Below are 19,987 nucleotides of genomic sequence, written 5' to 3' on the forward strand. Positions count from 1 at the left end.
GAATTGGTTCTTATTTAATACATAAATATAATACTAATTTTTCACATTCAGCTCAATTTTATATCCTTCATGTCCTCGCACATTGATAAAGTTTCCTCCGTCGAAACTCAGATACTGTCCTTTAATTCCTACGAGTCTGCCTGTAAATTCAGGTTTTTTATCTAAGGTAAATGACGCTATTTTTTCAGGTTTGTCGTATGGAAAATCAAATTTCCATACCTTTTCGCCTTCACTGTAGAATTTTTGAAAATCATCAGGAAAATATTCTTTGATTTTTTGTTGAAAATCAATTAAATCTATTTCATCTTCATAATCATCCTGCAGCATTTTTCTCCAGTTTGTCTTGTCCGGTACATGCTGCTTTAAAGCAACTTCTATCATCCCGGCTTCGTAACGGTTTTCGGTTCTGGCAATAGGCAAAGCAAAAGTAGCCCCCTGATCGATCCACCTTGTAGGGATCTGGGTGTTCCTGGTCACCCCAACTTTTACTTCTCCGGTATAAGCAAGATAAACCGTGTGCGGCTGAAGCTGCATTTCTTTTTCTACTTCCAGGTCGCGCTCAGCAACTCCGAGATGTGCCGTTGAAAGTTCGGGACGAATGATGGTATCACTCGCATACGGACTTTCAAAAAAACAGTTTTTGCAAAATCCCATTCTGTACACCGGTTTATCCTCACCACAATTCACACACTGAAACCCTATATGCTTTACCGTCAATTCTTTTCCGAACAATTCATTCATATGAATCAGATCTCCGGAAAGATTAAGATAATATTGAATGGGTTGATCATCGAAACTGATCATTTTTAAAATTTGCCCTTGAAACTGCATATTAAATTTGTATTACTTTTTTAAGTAAATTTAATGATTATATTTTTCACAAAGTAAATTTATATTTTTGTAATAAGAAAAAAATACAGATGAATTATCTTGTAACCGGCGGAAGCGGTTTTATTGGTTCCCATTTGGTTGAACAATTATTAAAAAATGGACATTCTGTCATTAACATTGACAATTTTGATAACTTCTACAGTCATCAGATTAAAATCAAAAATACTTTAGAATCTATAAGTGAAATTTCGGATTTTGAGTATACTGATAAAGAAAATGACATTCAGACCCTTGTTTCACTGTCAAAATCATCCCATTATACACTTTATTATCAGGATATCCGTGATAAAGAAGGCCTCGAACAGATTTTCAAAAATCACAGTATAGATCTGGTGATTCACCTGGCTGCTTTAGCCGGCGTTCGACCCTCCATCGAAAGACCTCTTGAATATGAAGAAGTGAACATCCGGGGCACCATGAACCTCTGGGAGCTTTGTCATCAATTCAATATCAGAAAATTTATTTGTGCATCGTCTTCGAGTGTTTACGGAAACAACGAAAAAGTCCCTTTTGCAGAAACAGATAATGTAGACAATCCTATTTCTCCGTACGCCGCTACTAAAAAATGTGGTGAAGTTTTAGGTCATGTGTACCATCAGTTATATGCTATTGATATGATTCAGCTGAGGTTCTTTACTGTTTACGGGCCAAGACAAAGGCCGGATCTGGCCATTCACAAATTCACAAAATTAATTTCCCAAGACGAGGAAATCCCATTTTACGGTGACGGGACTACCGCAAGGGATTATACTTTTATTGATGATATTATCGATGGCATTACCAAATCTTTACAATATCTGGAAACACATTCCGGGGTTTACGAAATCATTAATTTAGGTGAAAGTCAGGTCATCAATTTAAATGAAATGCTCTCGACGATTGAAAATACGCTAGGAAAATCTGCCATCCGAAAAAATCTGCCATTACAACCCGGGGATGTCCAGAAAACCAATGCCGATATTACCAAAGCCAGGACATTAATTGGCTATAAACCTGACACCAACTTCCAAAATGGCATAAAAAAATTTGTGGAATGGTTTTTGAGAAAGTGACAGCAAGTGCGTTACAGAACACTGCCGGCAGGCTTTTTATGACGTACCATGAACGAAATTTTATAAAAAGAGTTGAAAATCAAGTATAAAAAAGCATATAATATAAGCTAATTTTATACTTTTGCAAAAAATTAAAAATTATGTACTGGACATTAGAATTAGCTTCATACCTAAGTGACGCCCCTTGGCCAATGACAAAAGCAGAGCTTATCGACTATGCCATCAGAACTGGTGCACCTATGGAAGTGGTAGAAAATCTTCAGGCCATCGAAGATGAAGGAGAAATCTATGATGCAATTGACGAGATTTGGAGCGACTATCCTACGGACGAAGATTATCTTTGGAACGAAGACGAATATTAATTAAAGCATTAAGCTTTAGGCAACAGCTTAGAGCTTTTTTGCCCTTTTTAAATATTAAATCTGCACGTTAAGTGTTATTAAAAACGCTTAAAGTATATCGCTTTAGGCATAAAGTAAAAAATTTATGAGTTTTTTAAACAAAGTTCTTAAGGGGTTTTTGGGAGACAAGAAAGCGCAGGACCTGAAAGAAGTAAAAAAAGTTGTAACAAAAATCAAAGCTGTTGAACCCAACATTCAGCAATTGTCTGATGATGGTTTAAGAGAGAAAACTGCTGAGTTTAAAGAAAATATTAAATCTGCAACCAGCAAAATCACAGCTCAAATAGAACAGATTAAAGAGCAGATAAAAAACTCTACCAATGTAGACGAAAAAGAAGCTCTTTTTTCAAAAATTGAGACTCTAAAAAAAGAATCATACGAAATTGAAGAAAAAGTTCTTCTCCAGATTCTTCCTGAAGTTTTTGCATTAGTAAAAGAAACGGCAAGAAGATGGGCGCAAAACGGAGAAATCCGTGTGAAAGCCTCTGACTGGGACAGGCAACTGGCCGGTATGGGGAAAGATTTCGTAGAAATTCAGGGAGATCAAGCCGTTTGGAAAAACTCATGGGATGCTGCCGGAACTCCTGTACACTGGGATATGGTACATTATGATGTTCAGTTTATCGGTGGGGTTATTCTTCACAGTGGTAAAATTGCCGAGATGGCCACTGGTGAAGGTAAAACCCTGGTAGGAACCCTTCCTATTTTCTTAAATGCCCTTCCTGCGAGAGGGGTACATGTGGTAACCGTAAATGACTATCTTGCCAAAAGAGACTCGGCATGGATGGGACCATTGTATCAGTTCCACGGAATGAGCATCGACTGTATCGATAATCACCAGCCTAACTCAGACGGAAGAAGAAAAGCCTATAATTCAGACATTACCTACGGAACGAATAACGAATTCGGTTTCGATTATCTGAGAGATAATATGGTAACTTCTCCTTCAGAACTGGTACAGAGAGAACTGAACTTTGCGATCGTAGATGAGGTAGACTCCGTTTTGGTAGATGATGCGAGAACACCTTTGATTATTTCCGGTCCGGTTCCTCAGGGTGACCGACAGGAATTTGATGTTTTAAAACCTTCTATCGACAGAATTGTTGACGTTCAGAAAAAGACCGTTTCTGCCATTTTTAATGAGGCTAAAAAGCTAATTGCTGCAGGAAAGACAAAAGAAGGAGGATTTAAATTACTTCAGGCTTACAGAGGTCTTCCTAAGAACAGACAGTTAATCAAATTTTTATCAGAAAGCGGGAACCGTGCATTGCTTCAGAAAGTTGAAGCTCAGTATATGCAGGACAACAACCGCGATATGCCGATCGTAGATAAGGATCTTTACTTCGTTATTGAAGAAAAAAACAATCAGGTTGACCTGACGGACAAAGGTGTTGAATACATGTCCCAGGGAAATTCTGATGCTAACTTCTTTGTTCTTCCGGATATCGGAACTGAAATTGCTGAAGTGGAAGCTAAAAACTTATCTAAAGAAGAAGAATTTGAAGCGAAGGAAAAACTTTTTGCAGAATTTGCTGAAAAATCTGAGCGTGTTCACACGATGAGTCAGCTTCTTAAAGCGTACACTTTGTTTGAAAAAGACGATGAGTATGTCGTTATTGACGGTGAAGTAAAAATCGTTGATGAGCAGACCGGCCGTATCATGGAAGGAAGACGTTATTCAGACGGTCTTCACCAGGCAATCGAAGCTAAAGAAAATGTAAAGATCGAAGCGGCAACCCAGACTTTTGCCACTGTTACCCTTCAGAATTATTTCCGTATGTACAATAAGCTTGCGGGGATGACAGGTACTGCTGAAACAGAAGCGGGTGAGCTTTGGGAAATTTATAAACTGGATGTAGTGGTAATTCCTACCAACCGTCCGATTTTGAGACATGACAAACAGGATTTGGTTTTCAAAACCAACAGAGAAAAATACAATGCAGTAATTGAAGAAATTGAAAGATTAACATCAGCAAAAAGACCTGTTTTGGTGGGTACGACCTCTGTTGAGATCTCACAGTTGCTCTCAAAAGCGCTTCAATTAAGAAAGATTCCGCACCAGGTACTGAATGCTAAGCTTCATAAAAAAGAAGCTGAGATCGTTGCCGGAGCAGGTCAGCCTGGAGTGGTAACGATTGCCACCAATATGGCAGGTCGTGGTACCGACATCAAGCTTTCCAAGGAAGTAAAAGAAGCCGGTGGTTTAGCGATTATCGGTACAGAAAGACACGATTCAAGACGTGTTGACAGACAGTTGAGAGGTAGAGCAGGACGTCAGGGAGATCCGGGAAGTTCTCAGTTCTATGTTTCTCTGGAGGATAACCTGATGCGTCTATTCGGTTCTGAAAGAATTGCTAAAATGATGGACAGAATGGGTCATAAAGAAGGTGAAGTTATACAGCATTCTATGATCAGTAAGTCTATCGAAAGAGCACAGAAAAAAGTGGAAGAGAACAACTTCGGTACGAGAAAAAGACTTCTTGAGTACGATGATGTTATGAATAAGCAGCGTGATGTAATCTACAAAAGAAGAAAGAATGCTCTGTTCGGAGACCATTTGAAATATGATATCACCAATATGATTTTCGATGTTGCCAACTCTATTGTTACCAAAGGAAAGGCAAACGGAAATTATAAAGATTTTGAATACGAGATCATCAAAACTTTCACCATGGAATCACCGGTTTCAGAAAGCGATTTTGGCAATAAGCAAATTCCTGAACTGACGAATATTCTATTTAAAGCGGCTCAGGAAGATTACCAGATGAAGCTGAACCTGTTGAAGGAAAAGTCATTCCCTATTATTGAGAATGTGTATCAGACTCAGGGTTCAATGTTCAAAATGATCCAGGTTCCTTTCACAGATGGTCACAAAACAATGACCATCGTAGCGGATCTGAAGGAAGCATTCGATACAAAATGTGAAAGTCTTGTTAATGATTTTGAGAAGAATATCACCTTATCAATTATCGACGAGAACTGGAAACTTCACCTTCGTGAAATGGATGATCTGAGAAGATCTTCTCAGGGAGCTGTTTATGAGCAGAAAGATCCTCTGGTAATTTACAAACAGGAATCTTTCCACTTATTCAGCGAAATGATCGACAAATTAAATAAAGAAATTATTTCATTCCTCTACAAAGGAGAAATTCCTGCCTAGGAAAAATAATAATTTATCATACAGAACCCGCATCAATACAGATTGTTGCGGGTTTTTCTTATTTAATGTATACTAATTACATGATAAATATCAATTTCATTTCTAATTTAGAATAATTAAAAACAATATATTTGCAGAAATTTTGAGTTTCATGAAAAATGTACTGATCTGTGCCTCACTGTTGGGGTCTATACTAGCGTTTTCGCAGGAAAAGGATTCTGTTAAATCAAATGATATTGAAGAAGTAGTGGTTAATGGAAAATATTACAAGAAATATGTAGAAAAAGAAGGATCTTCTTCGATGCGTCTGGATGAAGAATTAATTAAGATTCCACAAAACGTTTCCATCATTACCAACAGGGCATTGGAAGATCAGCAGGTAACTACAATGAGTGATGGTGTTCTTAGAAACGTTGCTGGAGCACAAAGGCTGGAGCACTGGGGAGATATGTACACCAGAGTAAATATGAGAGGTTCCAGAGCATCAGCTTTTATGAATGGAGTAAATGTTACTTCAAACTGGGGACCACTAAGTGAAGATATGTCGTTTGTAGATCACATCGAATTTATCAAAGGACCGGCTGGTTTCTTGATGTCAAATGGTGAACCAAGCGGTATTTATAATATTGTAACCAAAAAGCCTACCGGACAATCTTTAAACGGCTCAGCCAGAATTACTCTTGGAAGTTACAATATGTACAGAGGAGAAACTGATATTGACACCAAAATTACCGACAAGATTGCTTTTAGATTGAATTTAATGGCTCAGAATAAAAAAAGTTTCAGAGACTATGAATTTAATGACAGATATATCATAAATCCTTCATTAAAAGTAAATCTTACAGATAAAACAACCCTTACTGCAGAATACATCTATCAAAAGGCTAAGATGTCTGAAGTAGGTTCCGCATATGTTTATAGCTTTGAAGGATACGGAACAAAACCTGTAGAATTTACAGTGACCGATCCTGGAATTGATCCTACCAATGTCACAAATAATACAGTAAATGTAAATCTCCAACATAAATTCAATGAAAACTGGAAATTAACTACTCAATTGACGTATGTGAATGAATATACTATGGGTAGCGATATCTGGCCAGGACAATTTATTTCAAACACACAATTTATCAGAACATTAAATTTCTGGGAAGCAAGCAATGTTATGAAGTTTGGCCAGGCATTTCTGAACGGATATGCAAAAACAGGATCAGTTTCTCATAAGATTCTTGCAGGCCTTGATATGGGCTCTAAAAAATACTTAGCAGATTGGTCTGAGAGCGGCCCACTGGATACTGTTGATAAACCTTTTGATCTTAATTCTGCAGTATATCAAGGAGTTGTAAATTATCCACATTTTAATAATGAGGGAAAATCTCTTCTGGAAAGAGCCACCCCTTACGGCACTATTGAACAGGAATATACAGGGGTATATTTACAGGACGAATTAGGCTTCTTCAACGATGCCTTAAGATTAACTCTTGCAGCAAGGTACACCAATGTAAAAGAAAACAGTTACGGAACAAAAACTGAAGCGAACAGAATTACTCCCCGTATTGGTTTAAGCTATTCTATCGATACAGATATGTCTGTCTACGCATTGTATGATCAGGCATTCTCACCGCAATCCGGATTATTCAGAGACGGAACAACTGCAAAACCTATTACTGGGAACAATTTTGAAGTTGGTGCTAAAAAAGACTGGTTCGGAGGAAAATGGAACACGACATTATCTCTATATAACATCAATAAAAATAATGCAATCGGCACAGATCCAACAGATCCGAATGGAATGTTTTCAATATTCCTTGGAAAAACAAGAGTACAAGGAGCCGAATTTGACTTAAAAGGGGAAATTACTAAAGGGTTCAATGCTATTTTTAATTATGCATTTACAGAAAATAAATTTGTAGAGACTACTCCATTAGCCAATAAAGGAGACAAAGTTCCGGGATATGCAAAACACACCGTAAATGGTTGGTTAAATTATACCTTTACACAAGGTGATTTAGAAGGATTCGGATTAAGTTTTGGAGGAACTTTCTTAGGAGGGAGAAGCAGTTGGAATTGGGGAAGTACAAATGCTCCGCTGGAAATGAATGACTATTTGAAATTTGATGCCGGTCTTTCCTGGGAGAATACAAAATTCCGGGTTGGCATGAATGTATTTAATGTTTTCAACAGATACCTATATAGTGGAAGCAGCATCAACTTTACCATGACAGATAATACGCAGAGAGGAGGCTACTACTATCAGGCGGAAGCTCCACGAAACTTTAGATTATCAATAGGATACAAATTTTAATATACAAAAGTTAACCCCTACAAGGTTAACTTTTTACTATGAAGAAGAAACATCATCATAAAAAGAAACCTTCTTTTATAAAAAAATGGTCTGCCAAACTGCATTTGTGGTTTGGCTTGTCCGTTGGGCTGGTTGTATTCATTGTTTCTTTAACCGGGACGATGTATGTTTTTAAGGATGAGATTCAAAATCGGCTTCGTAAAGAAGCAATCTTTGTAAAAAAGGAAACGATCACCCAGACACCACTTTCAATCGAAATCCTTCGGGAAAAAGTCGATCTGGAAGTCAATGAAAAATTCCCGGTCAGTTCAGTAGAAATTCCTTTAAATAAGAATAAGTCATATAAATTTCTTTATTACGAAAAGGATAAAGAAGCGTGGAATTATTTTGATGAGGTTAAAATCAATAAACTGGTGTATGTCAATCCGTATACCGGTGAGATTTTAGGGATTTATAATGAAAAATATGACCTGTTTCCTATTCTAAAATCCATTCACTGGAGCCTTTTATTAAAAGCCGACTGGGGAAAGTATGTAGTGGGCATTCCTGTCGTATTATTTATGATCATGCTGGTTACGGGGATTGTCCTTTGGTGGCCGAAGAACAAAAAGATGAGAAAAGGACGTTTCTCCTTCGACTGGAAAAACGTGAAAACCTGGAAACGCAAAAACTATGATCTTCATAATGTTTTGGGCTTTTATGCTTCATTTATTGCTCTTCTGATGAGTATTTCAGGGATTTACTTTTCATATCCATGGGTGAAGAATGCTTTTAACTTTACATTAACAGGATCCGCAGAGCTTCCTAAAGAAAAAGAAATCAAATCTCCTGATTCTCTTTCCGCTAAAAACAATTCGGTTTTTGACCTCACTGCACAGGAAACCCGGAAGATGTATTCCGCCTCATCTAGTTTCAGAATCCCGCTGAACGGAAAAAATAAGAAAGGAAAAGAGCTAAAGAACCTCCCTGTTACCGTTTATGGTGAGGATGGAAAATTTGCAGTCAGACATCAACTGGCTTTTGACAGATATTCAGGGAAGCTTCTGTCTAATAAACCCCATCAGCAACTGAACAATGCCGAAAAATATGCTAACGCCAATTATGATATCCATACCGGTTCGTACTTTGGAATGGCAGGAAAAATCATCTGGTTTATAGCAGGATTAATCTGCACTTCACTGCCTGTAACAGGATTTCTGATCTGGATGGGCAGGAAGAAAAAAGGAATTAAAAAATGAAGAAAATAATACTATCGGCAGCGGTTTTAGCTGCGATCACCACGTTTGCCCAACAACAGGATTCTTTACAGGTGAAAGATGTGGACGAAGTGGTAATGACTGCATCCAGAAAAAAAGAAAGCATCAAAGAAATACCGGGTTCCGTGACCATTGTCGGATTGAAGCAGGTTCAGTCCCAATTAACCGTTAATTCGGATATCACCAGTATATTACAATATACGGTCCCGAGTCTGGCAACGAGTTCAGGACAAACCTCCAACACCGGACAGACTTTGCGGGGTCGACAGGTTCTGGTTTTGATTGACGGGATCCCCCAATCTACTCCTCTCAGAAACGGAGCCAGAGATCTACGTTCCATTGATCCATCCGTTATCGAAAGAATTGAAGTGATTAAAGGAGCATCTTCTATCTATGGCAATGGTGCTGACGGAGGAATTATCAATTATATCACCCGGAAAAGCAATTCTGCGCAAAAGATTTCAGGAATTTCCCAGTTGGGCATCACAGGACAGCCGTATGGCGGAACCTTGGGATTCAGGGCCAGTCAACTGCTTTCAGGAAAAATAACCAATAAGTTTGACTACGTGGTTTCATTAGCGTATGAAAAGACAGGCTATATGAAAGATGCGGACGGTGTCAATCTCAGTCCTACGTACAGCACCGCAAAGATGGATAATTATAACGGTATGATCAAGCTGGGTTATAATATCAATGCTGACCAGAGAATTGAGGCTTCCTATATTGGCTATGCTTCAAAATCGGATCTGAACTTAGGATTAAAGACCGGAAAATACGGTTTGATTCCAACGATTGGAGAAGGAGAAGGAAAGAGCCTAGAAACGACTCCACAGGGAACCCCGAGAAATCATAATTTCAAGATCAGCTACGACAATAAAAATCTCTGGAAGGGAACTGCATTGAATGTAAATCTTTATTTGCAGGATTTCAGAACCGTTTATGGATACAGCGATACTTTCCTGAACGGAGGACAGTCTAATGTGATCTCGAATAAAAAAGGAGCACGAATCAACCTGGATACCCAATTATGGAACGCTACAAACTCCCAGGGAGAAGTCATCTACGGCGTGGATATTCTGAATGATCAGACGGTTCAGAAACTGGAAGACGGCCGGTACTGGACGCCGGATATGGATATGACCAATATTGCCCCTTTCCTATTGGTTAAAATTGATTTATTAAAAAAATTAACGATCAAAGGTGGACTCCGTTATGAAAATATGAAAGTGAAAGTCGGTGATTTCAATACCCTTTCAACAATCAAATCTGACGGAACCTTCACCAAAAGCATTTTTGTAACAGGCGGAGATCTGGAATATAATGCTTTGGTAGCCAATTTTGGTCTCCGGTATAACATTAATCCGATGATCAATCTGTTCGGGAGTTTTTCTCAGGCCTACTCTATTAATGAGCTGGGAAGAATTTTAAGAACATCTACCTCCGATACGATCAGTAATCTTGAAACCAAGCCCATTATTGTCAACAATTACGAACTGGGCGCTACAGGACAGATTACCAAATGGATCAATTATGAAGTGACTTCTTATGTAAGTACGTCCAAACTGGGAGCCACATTTATCCAGAGCCCGGACAGAGCGTTAACGATTCAGAGAGCTCCGGAAGTGATTTATGGTGTTGAAGGGTTTTTACATTTTACTCCTGCCAGATGGATCAGTTTTGGAGGAAGCTACAGCTGGATGGAGGGAATCACTTCATTGAAAGATGACGGAGATTATTCGAACAGGATCAACAACAGCAGAATTTCAGCTCCGAAGGTACTGACTTATCTTCAGGTGAGACCTTTAAAGAGTCTGTCTGTAGGATTAGACATGCTTCACGCTTTTAAACAGGACCGTTTTGTTCCGAACGTGAAAACGGGACTCTATGCCTATGGCGAAGGTAAAGTTCCGGAATACACCGTTTTTAATTTTAAATCAAGCTATGAGGTTAACAGCAACTGGAAACTTTCTTTGGGCATTGAAAATGTTTTCAATAAGCTGTATCAGCCTGCCATCGCATGGTGGACCGCGAGAGACAGCGATTTTAACAACGCTTTGGGAATGAGGGGAACTTTTATGGTTGAATATAAATTTTAGTTGGATTTAAACATTAAGAAAATTTAAGTCGTTTAGGATAGCTAAGAACCATCTTGGATGTTTATGGAATACAACGCTTAGATAATTAAAAAAGTCAAATTTCTAAATCTATCTTTTTGGCTATTAAATGTCTTAACTTCTTAATGTATAACAAAAATTAGAAGAAGAACTTTGTATAATGTGTGAAAAAAATAAGCCCCAATTCTTAGCATAGCAATTTATAAACATTCTAAATAAAAATTAAATCTTATCTTTGCCGAACTTAAGGATAACATGAAGAAAAAGCATCACCACAGGAAAAAACCCAGCGCGCTGAAAAAATGGACCGGAAAACTGCATTTATGGTTGGGTCTTGGAATTGGTTTTTTGATTTTTATTATTTCCATTACGGGAGCATTGTATGTTTTTAAAGATGAAGTTGAAAATTTCACGAGGAAGGAGGTTATTTACCACAACGAGCAAAATATTGATCAAAAGCAGATTCTTCCGATCCGTACTTTAGAAAAAGCAGTTGCTGAGCAGGTCAAAGAAAAATATCCTATCCACTGGGTTAATATCCCGATCGATAAAAAAATGTCGTATCTTTTTTACTGGTATGAGCATGATCCGAAAGGCTGGAATTATTTTGAGGAATTTCCGATCTATAAGGTAGCCTATGTTAATCCTTACAGCGGAAAGGTTCTCCGAACGTATGACGAGAAAAACGGTTTCTTCCAGATTGTAAAGATGATTCACTGGAGCTATCTTCTGAAGCAGGATTGGGGAACTTATCTGGTGGGGATTCCGGTTATCATCTTTGTTATTATGCTGATCTCGGGAATTATTCTCTGGTGGCCGAAGAACAAGGCAGCGAGAAAGCAACGCTTCTCTTTTAAATGGCAAAATGTTAAAAACTGGAAACGAAAAAACTATGATCTTCATAATGTCCTTGGATTTTATGCCTCCATTTTTGCGCTGATCTTTTCATTAACAGGACTATTTTATGCATTTTTTGCCGTTCAGGCAGCATTTTATTTTATTTTCTCCGGCGGCAGCACGCAATATCCGGACTTCTCCTCGATTAAGACAAAAGCGCCTATTGAGATGAGAACGGAAGGCACCTTAGACAAAATAAGCAATACCGTAAAGGCAAAATATCCTGATTCCTATGGTTTCTCCATCGATTTGGGACACGAACATATGGATGATCATGAGCACCCCAATTTCGAGGTATATGTAAAACACTTATCCTATTCTTATCATAAAAGCAGCAGTCTGATTTTCGATGAAAATTCCGGAGAACTGCTTCACACTCATGATATGAAAGATAAAAATTTCGGTGAAAAAGCAGTGGGAGCCAATTATGATATTCACGTAGGATCCATTTTAGGACTGCCTACCAAGATTATTGCTTTTGTTGTCAGCATTATATGTGCCTCATTACCAGTCACCGGATTCCTCATCTGGTGGGGAAGGAGAAAAAGAAAACCGTAAAGACCGCTTAATTTTTTTTAAAATAAATGTTTTGTTAATAATCCATTAATCCAATCTTTTTTATAATTTTAACCTTTTAGAATTTAAGAATAGAAATGTCATTAATAGATTTATCGAAACACGTAGCCCTTGGAATTGATATTGGTGGTACAAATACCAAATTTGGAGTTGTAAACCACCGCGGTGAAGTTCTTGAAAAAGGAAATTTGAGAACGGATGCCTATGAAAAGGTTGAGGATTTTATCGATGCTTTATATGAACAGGTAAATCCTCTCATTGAAAGCCACGGAACCGAAAAAAACTTTGACGGAATCGGAGTGGGTGCACCCAACGGCAATTATTATAAAGGAACCATCGAGCAGGCGCCCAATTTACCATGGAAAGGAGTTGTTCCTTTTGCGGAAATGATGACCAGTAAATTCGGGATGCCGTGTACCATCACCAATGATGCCAATGCAGCAGCATTTGGGGAAATGCTTTTCGGAGCGGCCCGCGGAATGAAAGATTTTATCATGATCACACTGGGGACCGGAGTAGGAAGCGGAATCGTAGCGAGCGGAAGGCTGGTGTACGGCCATGACGGATTTGCCGGAGAGCTGGGGCATACCATCGTAAAGCCAGGTGGAAGAAAACACTGGAGCACCGGTTCTGAAGGAAGCCTTGAAGCCTATGCATCGGCGACGGGAATCGCGATCACGGCCAAGAAAATGAGAGCTGAGTTTCCGGAATCTATGCTGAGCCAGTTCCCTGAAGAGGCCATTAATTCTAAAACAGTACACGAATGTGCTTTAAAAGGAGATCCGATTTCGATTGAGGTTTTCAGGTATACCGGTCAGAAATTAGGAGAAGCTTTAGCTAATTTCGTGATGTTCTCATCACCCGAAGCCATACTTTTATTTGGAGGAGTGATCAAAGCCGGCGATTTTATCTTAAAGCCTACAAAACTTCATATGGAAAGGAATCTTCTTCCTATTTTCAGAAATAAAGTAAAATTGGTGTTCAGTGAACTGGACGAAGCCGACGCTGCTATTTTGGGAGCAAGCGCCCTGGTTTGGGAAAAATAACACCTGAATGCTATTTAAATATATGGAGCATCCTTTTAAGGGTGCTTTTTGTTTTTGAGTTTCCCACGGATCTCACGGATTCCCGCAGATGTTTAGGTTTAATTATTGTTTTACTATCAAAACTGTATAGATACAGCTTTGTTAGAATCTTCGGCTGCTTCGCGCTAAGGATGATACTCTTAATATGATCTGTCCAATTTCATTCGAAAATCTGTAACGCTGTCATCCTGAGCCTGTCGAAGGATCTTTTATAATATTTCAATTCTTTTCTGTTTGAGATTCTGCTTCGTTGAAATACTTCGGCTGCTGCACGCTAAGAATGATACTCTTGATAGATCTGTCCAATTTCATTCGAAAATTAGTAACGTTGGCACCCTGAAGGATCTTATTATATTTGAATCCTCCTTATGAGGCACAATTTTGTAAGAATCCTTCGACTATTGCCCGCTCAGGACTCCTCATCATGCAGAATTATACATGAATTAATTTGTCTCATCTATCATCATCATTTGTCTTTAGACGGGTTTGAAGACCCTACTTGAAAAACTTTTTCTTATTTTTGATTAGTTTTTTAATACAATAATCAACCTAAATGGATAACAATAAATTAGAACAGATTACTTTCGGAGGCGGATGTTTCTGGTGTGTGGAAAGCTGTTTCAATATGCTTAAAGGAGTACAGTCTGCTGTTTCCGGATATTCGGGAGGTCACAAAGACCACCCTACTTATGAAGAGGTCTGCACAGGAGAAACGGGCCATGCGGAAGTAGTACAGATCACTTACGATCCGGCTGTAATCTCTTATGAACAATTAATGGATGTATTTTTCTTTCTCCATGATCCTACCCAACTGAACAGACAGGGGAATGATATCGGAACTCAGTACCGTTCCGTAATTTACTATACAGATGATGCAGAAAAGTCAAAAGCTGAAGAAGCCATCAAAACATCACAGGAATCAGGAAAATGGACCGGCACATACGTAACTGAAGTAACGAAATTCGAGAAATTCTGGGCTGCTGAACAGTACCACCAGGGATATTATCATGAAAATCCTACGCAGCCTTATTGCAGCGCCGTCGTGGGCCCGAAAATCCAGAAGTTTAAAAAGCATTTCGGAGAACTGGGAATGCTGAATGAAGAATAAACGGAGTCTGCATTTATTAATACCCATCAGATCGGACTTTATAATTTTAAGACAATAAACGAAGCGAAGAGATATTTCTCTTCGCTTCTGTGTACAAAAATTAATTTGATATAAAGTAACTTAATATCCAGGGTTTTGTGTAAAATCTTTTGAGGCATCAATAGTGGCCTGCGGAATCGGGAAAATTCTTCTGTATGGTTGGGAAGCAGGTTTTGCGGTTCCCGGAAGGTCAAACTTTCCGAACCGGATCATTGCTTTTCTTCTGTACAATTCCCAATACAATTCGAAGCCACTTTCTTTAAACAAGGTATTGGCATCGAGTGAACCGATCGCAACGCCTGCAGTACTGCCCTTTAAAGCATCATTGGTTCTGCTGGTACGCAGCTTATTCACGTCAGCCAGGGCCGCTCCTGTATTCCCTTTTCTGAAATAGGCCTCTGCTCTCATCATATAAATTGTTCCCAGTCGGTACAATGGCACATCCATACCGCTTGTTCCGTTATTTCCGTATCCGGGATCAAATTCAAATTTGAAATTCCTTACTCCCCTATTGATCTGGGCTTGAGTTAATACGGCTTCTGCAGGATTATCAAAGTTAAGTTCAGGAGTAAAGTCAGCGGTAAGAGTCGTATTTTTTTCTGTAAACAGTTTATAGACTTTAATTCTGCCGTCAGCCGTCATGTCAAAATCTCCGCTGGCCAGAATTTTAGGGCCGTACTGCTGGCCCACCTGCAGCCCTCTGTTGAAATGAAACCAAGCCTTTCCGGTTCCTTCCACTTTGCTTGTGGCCGGCACACTTATATCTGTACCGTCATTCCGGAACCATGTCCCGTCAGCATACTGATAGGTTCTCTGGAAACGGGGATCATTAAAATTTCCGGTCCAGGAATAATAGAATTCCGGAGTCACACAATTGGCATTGGTTCCCCTGTTATCCGGTGACGGCTTCTGAATTCTTTCCATAGACATATAAGCCAGGTCATTATCCGAACCTTTATCCGAATTTGAAATTTTCTTCTGAACCACGGTAAAAATCATCTCTTTACTGGTATCATTATTAATATCAAAATTGTGGAAATAATTGGACTCCAGGCTGAAATTCGGGTTGTTGATCAGCAGATTACTATATTCTATCACCTTATCCATATCCGTTCCTCCTCCATTTACGGCGGGTTCCAAGAAGTTGAAATTACTTGCTGTTTTATTTTTCAGAACGGCCCTGTTCAGATACATATCCGCCAGAAGCGCATAGGCTGCCTGCTTTGTAAATCTTCCGGCATGGGTATTCTGGGTTTTAATATCTGCCAGATTGGGAATCAGCCCTTCCACTTCAGTAATTAAAGCATCAATCGCTGTTTCTGCTTTTCTGATTTCAATCGGGGCACTCAGATTTCCCGGATCTCTGTAAGGAGCCTGTCCGTAAAGATCGAGTGTGGTATACGTATAAAATACCAGCAATCCTTTTGCTTCCGCCAGAAACAATGCTTTATTGGCAATACTGCTCTTTTCGATGCTTGAAATTGCTGTTAAGGACTTTGTAATCCCGAAATTAAGATTGTTCCAGGTCGTTTTTACTACGTCATTACCGGCATCCCAGGTAAATTCGTGCATGGCTCTCCATTTTCCGCCGTCGCCCCAGTCGCTTCCTCTTGTGGGTAACATCGCCTCATCAGTAGAGTACTCCTGTAAGGCAAATACATTTCCGTGGTCTACAAAGGTTCCTTCCCCGAGCTGGCTGTAAGCAGCAGTAAGGGCAGCTTCGGGATCTATGTTTTCGGATCCCATTACCTCATCAATTACTTTTTCATCCAGGTTGGTACATCCTACTAAAGCCAGTGTAGCCACAGATAAAAAGATTCTGTTTATATTTAAAAATTTAGATCTCATACTTTCTTTCATTTAAATTAAAATTTGACAGTTGCTCCCAAAATAAAGGTTTTCGCCGAGGGATAAGTGGTATAGTCGATGCCCAGAGACTGGTTCCCGCCAACCTGCTTGTTGGTGTCCACAAGCGGATCATAGCCTGTATAATTCGTAATGGTAAATAAATTCTGTGCACTGACATACAGATTGATGCTTCTGAGAAATTTCAGCTGACTGATATCAAAAGTATAGCCTAATCTTACATTGTTAAGCCGTAAAAAATCTGATTTCTCAAGATACAGCGAAGACAACTGAGGCTGATTGGTAAAGCTTGCTCCCGAATCGTAGAAATTTTTCAGAACGTTTCTGTCTGAAGCCAAATTGTTGATATTTAAGTTCAAAGCGGTATTATTCACCAGATAACCGCCTGTCTGTCCTATGAAAGAGAATGAAAAATCAAACTTTTTATACTTCATATAGGAATTGATCCCGAAAGTGAAGTTAGGAATCGCTCCTTCAAATATTTTTCTGTCATTCTGATCTATTCTTCCGTCACTGTTGACATCTTCATAGATGTATTTACCGTTCGCATCGACTCCCTGGTAATTAAGCATATAGAAAGACCCCGCTTCATACCCGTTTTTATAGATATTGGCCGTGACCCCTGAAAGCCCGGGACCTGAAACTTCACCGGAATAAATCGCTGAAACCGGAAGATTTTTAACGACGTTATTTACCGTGGCTCCGTTGACATCAAAATTCCATGTAAAATTTTCATTTTTAATAATTTCTGATCCTAAAGTGAATTCAAAACCTTTATTGACGATCTCTCCTGCCGCATTGATCCAGTAGTTAGCGGTTGGGCTTAAAGGAGGAGCCGTGATGAATAGAATCGGATCTTTTGTTGTTTTGTTGTAATATTCCAATGATCCGTATACTTTATTTTTCCATAAGCTGAAATCTGTCCCGATATTGGTCTGTTCCACGACCTCCCACTTAAGATCCGGGTTAGGAGTTCTGATGATGACCACACCATTGATCAGGTTTAGGTTGTCATATAAATAATAACCTGCAGACTGTGCCAACGAATAACTTGCCTGCGTAATTTTATTGGTCACTTCCTGGTTACCGGTCTGCCCCCAACTTCCTCTCAGTTTCAACTCATTCACCATTTGAGAATCTTTAAGGAAATTTTCATTAGACATGGTCCATCCCACTGCTACCGAAGGGAAATATCCGTATTTGTTGTTTAATCCGAAACGGGTAGAACCATCGGCCCGTAATGAAGCCGTTATCAGATATTTTTTGTCAAAATTATAGTTTACTCTTCCGAAATACGACTGCAATTCATTTTCCTGTGCATATCCGGCTCCCGGAACAAATGCCGTTCCCGAATATCCCGGATTTATTTCCGGTGCAACTCCTGCTCCCTGAGCTGCAATATCCTTTACCCCGAAATAAGTCCCTGTCGATTTGAATTTCTGATAAGAAAAACCTCCCAGAAGACTGAAGTTATGTCTGTTTAAGCTGAGGTCATAGGTTAAATAGTGTTCCAGAAGCACATTATAAGAATCAAGATTTGCCTGAACATACATTCCCTTCGGGGTTCTGTCGGTAACGTTCGGATACATGGTTGTATTTCTTTCCGACATCGTCTTATCGATTCCTAAATTGAATTTATAATTCAAGCCCGGTACAATTCTCAGGGTAGCTTCTGTATTCCCCAATACTCTAAAGGTATTGGTTTTGTCATTATATACACTCAGGAGATACAAAGGATTGTAATGCGCATTCATGTTGAAATTCGTATACTTTCCGGTTTCATCGTATACAGAACGGGTGGGATTTGCCATCAGGGCATGAATGATGACCTGACCGTCCGACCCTGCATTCCCGCCATTTGGGATTCCTGTTTCCTTGATATCACTTGCGGTAAGATTTACCTTAACTTTCAGTCTTTTATTATCGAAAAAAGACTCTTCTGCATTTAAACGGGCTGTTGTTCTTTTGAAGCTGCTGTTCAGCACGATACCATCCTGATCCATATGAGAAAGGGATGCAAAATAGTTTCCGGTTTCGGTTGCTTTTGAAAATGAAACGGAGTGATTTGAGGACACTGCATTTCTGTAAAGCTCGTCCTGCCAGTCAGTGTTTCCGCCGTGATCATATAATTTATTAATGCCTGCAGCACGGTATTCATCAGCGGTCATCAGGTCCAGTTTTTTAATTACTGAAGAAAAACCCAGATACGTATCATAGGTAAACATGGGCTCTCCTCTCTTTCCTCTTTTAGTTGTTACCAAAACAACCCCGTTGGATCCCCTGGCACCATAAATAGCTGCTGCCGAAGCGTCTTTTAAAACAGTGATGGATTCTATATCACTGGTATTTAAGAAGTTTAACGGGTTTTTTGCCTGCGTATTTCCTAAACCGACGTTCGGACTCTGTGCACTCACCGCATCGTTACTCAAAGGAACACCGTCTACAACGAATAAAGGGGTACTTCCGCTCCTGATCGATCCGATTCCTCTGATGGAAACATTTACTCCTGCTCCCGGTTCACCGCTCGACTGAACAATTCGCACACCGGCAATTTTTCCCTGCATCAGGTTATCTACGGAGATATTCATTCCATCTTTGAAATTCTCGGCCTTCAGCTGGCTTACCGCTCCTGTTAAATCCGATTTTTTCTGAGATCCATACCCTACCAGCGTTACCTCAGCAATAGAGGTATCTTTTTTGGACTGCAGATTAATGGAAATGCTGGTGCCGGAAATCCGGACTCTCTGATCCTCGAACCCATCGTAAGAAACCGATAAGTTTTGTCCTACCGATGCTGCGATTGAAAAATTTCCTTCAGCATCGGTGGTGGCCGTTGCACCGCTTTCTATAACGGTGATGACCGCGCCAGCAACAGGTTTACCTTCCTGATCCAGGATCTTTCCGGTAATGTTTTCGCTGGCCTGTGAGAACACAGGGTCATTTTTGGTAAATCCTTCTGCATGAACATTTCCCGCTACGAGAAAGATTAATGCTATCGGAATTAGCTTTTTAAACTTAAAAAAATTAATTTTGTGGTACATATCATTAAGTAAAGTAATTGCAAGACATTACATTGCCTGATAAAAGCCGCTGTTGTTCCCGCAACAGTGGTTTTTCATTTCAGCACATTGTTAGTTTTTCGGCATACAAAGTAAATTCGTTTACATCGAAATCATTTTAACAGAGTATTATGTTAAAATCAACAAAATATAAATACCTTAAAACAACCCTACAGAA

12 protein-coding genes are annotated in these 19,987 nt (G+C 39.4%); 9 read left to right on the forward strand and 3 right to left on the reverse strand.

The window, feature by feature from the left end:
- Positions 1-33: 33 nt before the first annotated feature.
- Entirely contained in the window at positions 34-831 is a 798-nt protein-coding gene (locus ODZ84_RS13530) for a DUF2797 domain-containing protein (RefSeq protein ID WP_266172881.1), read from the reverse strand.
- Between the two features lie 89 nt (positions 832-920).
- Here ODZ84_RS13530 and ODZ84_RS13535 point away from each other — a divergent pair, with 89 nt between their 5' ends.
- From ODZ84_RS13535 to msrA, 9 genes are all read left to right on the forward strand, one after another.
- Complete coding sequence (locus ODZ84_RS13535; protein ID WP_266172882.1) at positions 921-1,943, forward strand: GDP-mannose 4,6-dehydratase; 1,023 nt, start codon at positions 921-923, stop codon at positions 1,941-1,943.
- A 140-nt stretch (positions 1,944-2,083) separates the two neighbouring features.
- Complete coding sequence (locus ODZ84_RS13540) at positions 2,084-2,305, forward strand: DUF2795 domain-containing protein (RefSeq protein ID WP_027382805.1); 222 nt, start codon at positions 2,084-2,086, stop codon at positions 2,303-2,305.
- A 124-nt stretch (positions 2,306-2,429) separates the two neighbouring features.
- A complete protein-coding gene (gene secA / locus ODZ84_RS13545; protein ID WP_266172892.1) occupies positions 2,430-5,504 on the forward strand; it encodes a preprotein translocase subunit SecA in 3,075 nt (1,024 codons plus the stop codon).
- A gap of 151 nt (positions 5,505-5,655) precedes the next feature.
- Positions 5,656-7,809, forward strand: a complete 2,154-nt coding sequence (locus tag ODZ84_RS13550; RefSeq protein ID WP_266172893.1) for a TonB-dependent siderophore receptor — start codon at positions 5,656-5,658, stop codon at positions 7,807-7,809.
- A 38-nt stretch (positions 7,810-7,847) separates the two neighbouring features.
- Positions 7,848-9,047, forward strand: a complete 1,200-nt coding sequence (locus ODZ84_RS13555; RefSeq protein WP_266172894.1) for a PepSY-associated TM helix domain-containing protein — start codon at positions 7,848-7,850, stop codon at positions 9,045-9,047.
- A complete protein-coding gene (locus ODZ84_RS13560; protein ID WP_266172895.1) occupies positions 9,044-11,161 on the forward strand; it encodes a TonB-dependent receptor in 2,118 nt (705 codons plus the stop codon). The genes ODZ84_RS13555 and ODZ84_RS13560 overlap by 4 nt, the downstream gene beginning before the upstream one ends.
- A 273-nt stretch (positions 11,162-11,434) precedes the next feature.
- Entirely contained in the window at positions 11,435-12,634 is a 1,200-nt protein-coding gene (locus tag ODZ84_RS13565; RefSeq protein WP_266172896.1) for a PepSY-associated TM helix domain-containing protein, read from the forward strand.
- Positions 12,635-12,729: 95 nt separating this feature from the next.
- Complete coding sequence (locus ODZ84_RS13570; RefSeq protein ID WP_266172897.1) at positions 12,730-13,698, forward strand: ROK family protein; 969 nt, start codon at positions 12,730-12,732, stop codon at positions 13,696-13,698.
- Positions 13,699-14,290: 592 nt separating this feature from the next.
- On the forward strand, positions 14,291-14,845 hold the full coding sequence (msrA, locus tag ODZ84_RS13575; RefSeq protein ID WP_266172898.1) for a peptide-methionine (S)-S-oxide reductase MsrA: 555 nt from the start codon (positions 14,291-14,293) through the stop codon (positions 14,843-14,845).
- Between the two features lie 120 nt (positions 14,846-14,965).
- On the opposite strand, the gene ODZ84_RS13580 is transcribed toward msrA, so the two are convergent.
- Positions 14,966-16,732 (reverse strand): RagB/SusD family nutrient uptake outer membrane protein, encoded by a 1,767-nt coding sequence (locus tag ODZ84_RS13580; RefSeq protein ID WP_266172899.1) that lies wholly within the window; start codon positions 16,730-16,732, stop codon positions 14,966-14,968.
- A gap of 17 nt (positions 16,733-16,749) precedes the next feature.
- Positions 16,750-19,791, reverse strand: a complete 3,042-nt coding sequence (locus ODZ84_RS13585; protein WP_266172900.1) for a SusC/RagA family TonB-linked outer membrane protein — start codon at positions 19,789-19,791, stop codon at positions 16,750-16,752.
- Positions 19,792-19,987: the final 196 nt, after the last annotated feature.

This window comes from Chryseobacterium fluminis, assembly GCF_026314945.1.
Classification (GTDB): domain Bacteria; phylum Bacteroidota; class Bacteroidia; order Flavobacteriales; family Weeksellaceae; genus Chryseobacterium; species Chryseobacterium fluminis.

Coding starts and splice junctions, on each gene's coding strand:
- ODZ84_RS13560 (WP_266172895.1), top strand. CDS start 9,044: ATGAAGAAAATAATACTATCGGCAGCGGTTTTAGCTGCGATCACCACG.
- ODZ84_RS13535 (WP_266172882.1), top strand. CDS start 921: ATGAATTATCTTGTAACCGGCGGAAGCGGTTTTATTGGTTCCCATTTG.
- ODZ84_RS13555 (WP_266172894.1), top strand. CDS start 7,848: ATGAAGAAGAAACATCATCATAAAAAGAAACCTTCTTTTATAAAAAAA.
- msrA (WP_266172898.1), top strand. CDS start 14,291: ATGGATAACAATAAATTAGAACAGATTACTTTCGGAGGCGGATGTTTC.
- ODZ84_RS13550 (WP_266172893.1), top strand. CDS start 5,656: ATGAAAAATGTACTGATCTGTGCCTCACTGTTGGGGTCTATACTAGCG.
- secA (WP_266172892.1), top strand. CDS start 2,430: ATGAGTTTTTTAAACAAAGTTCTTAAGGGGTTTTTGGGAGACAAGAAA.
- ODZ84_RS13570 (WP_266172897.1), top strand. CDS start 12,730: ATGTCATTAATAGATTTATCGAAACACGTAGCCCTTGGAATTGATATT.
- ODZ84_RS13585 (WP_266172900.1), bottom strand. CDS start 19,791: ATGTACCACAAAATTAATTTTTTTAAGTTTAAAAAGCTAATTCCGATA.
- ODZ84_RS13565 (WP_266172896.1), top strand. CDS start 11,435: ATGAAGAAAAAGCATCACCACAGGAAAAAACCCAGCGCGCTGAAAAAA.
- ODZ84_RS13540 (WP_027382805.1), top strand. CDS start 2,084: ATGTACTGGACATTAGAATTAGCTTCATACCTAAGTGACGCCCCTTGG.
- ODZ84_RS13530 (WP_266172881.1), bottom strand. CDS start 831: ATGCAGTTTCAAGGGCAAATTTTAAAAATGATCAGTTTCGATGATCAA.
- ODZ84_RS13580 (WP_266172899.1), bottom strand. CDS start 16,732: ATGAGATCTAAATTTTTAAATATAAACAGAATCTTTTTATCTGTGGCT.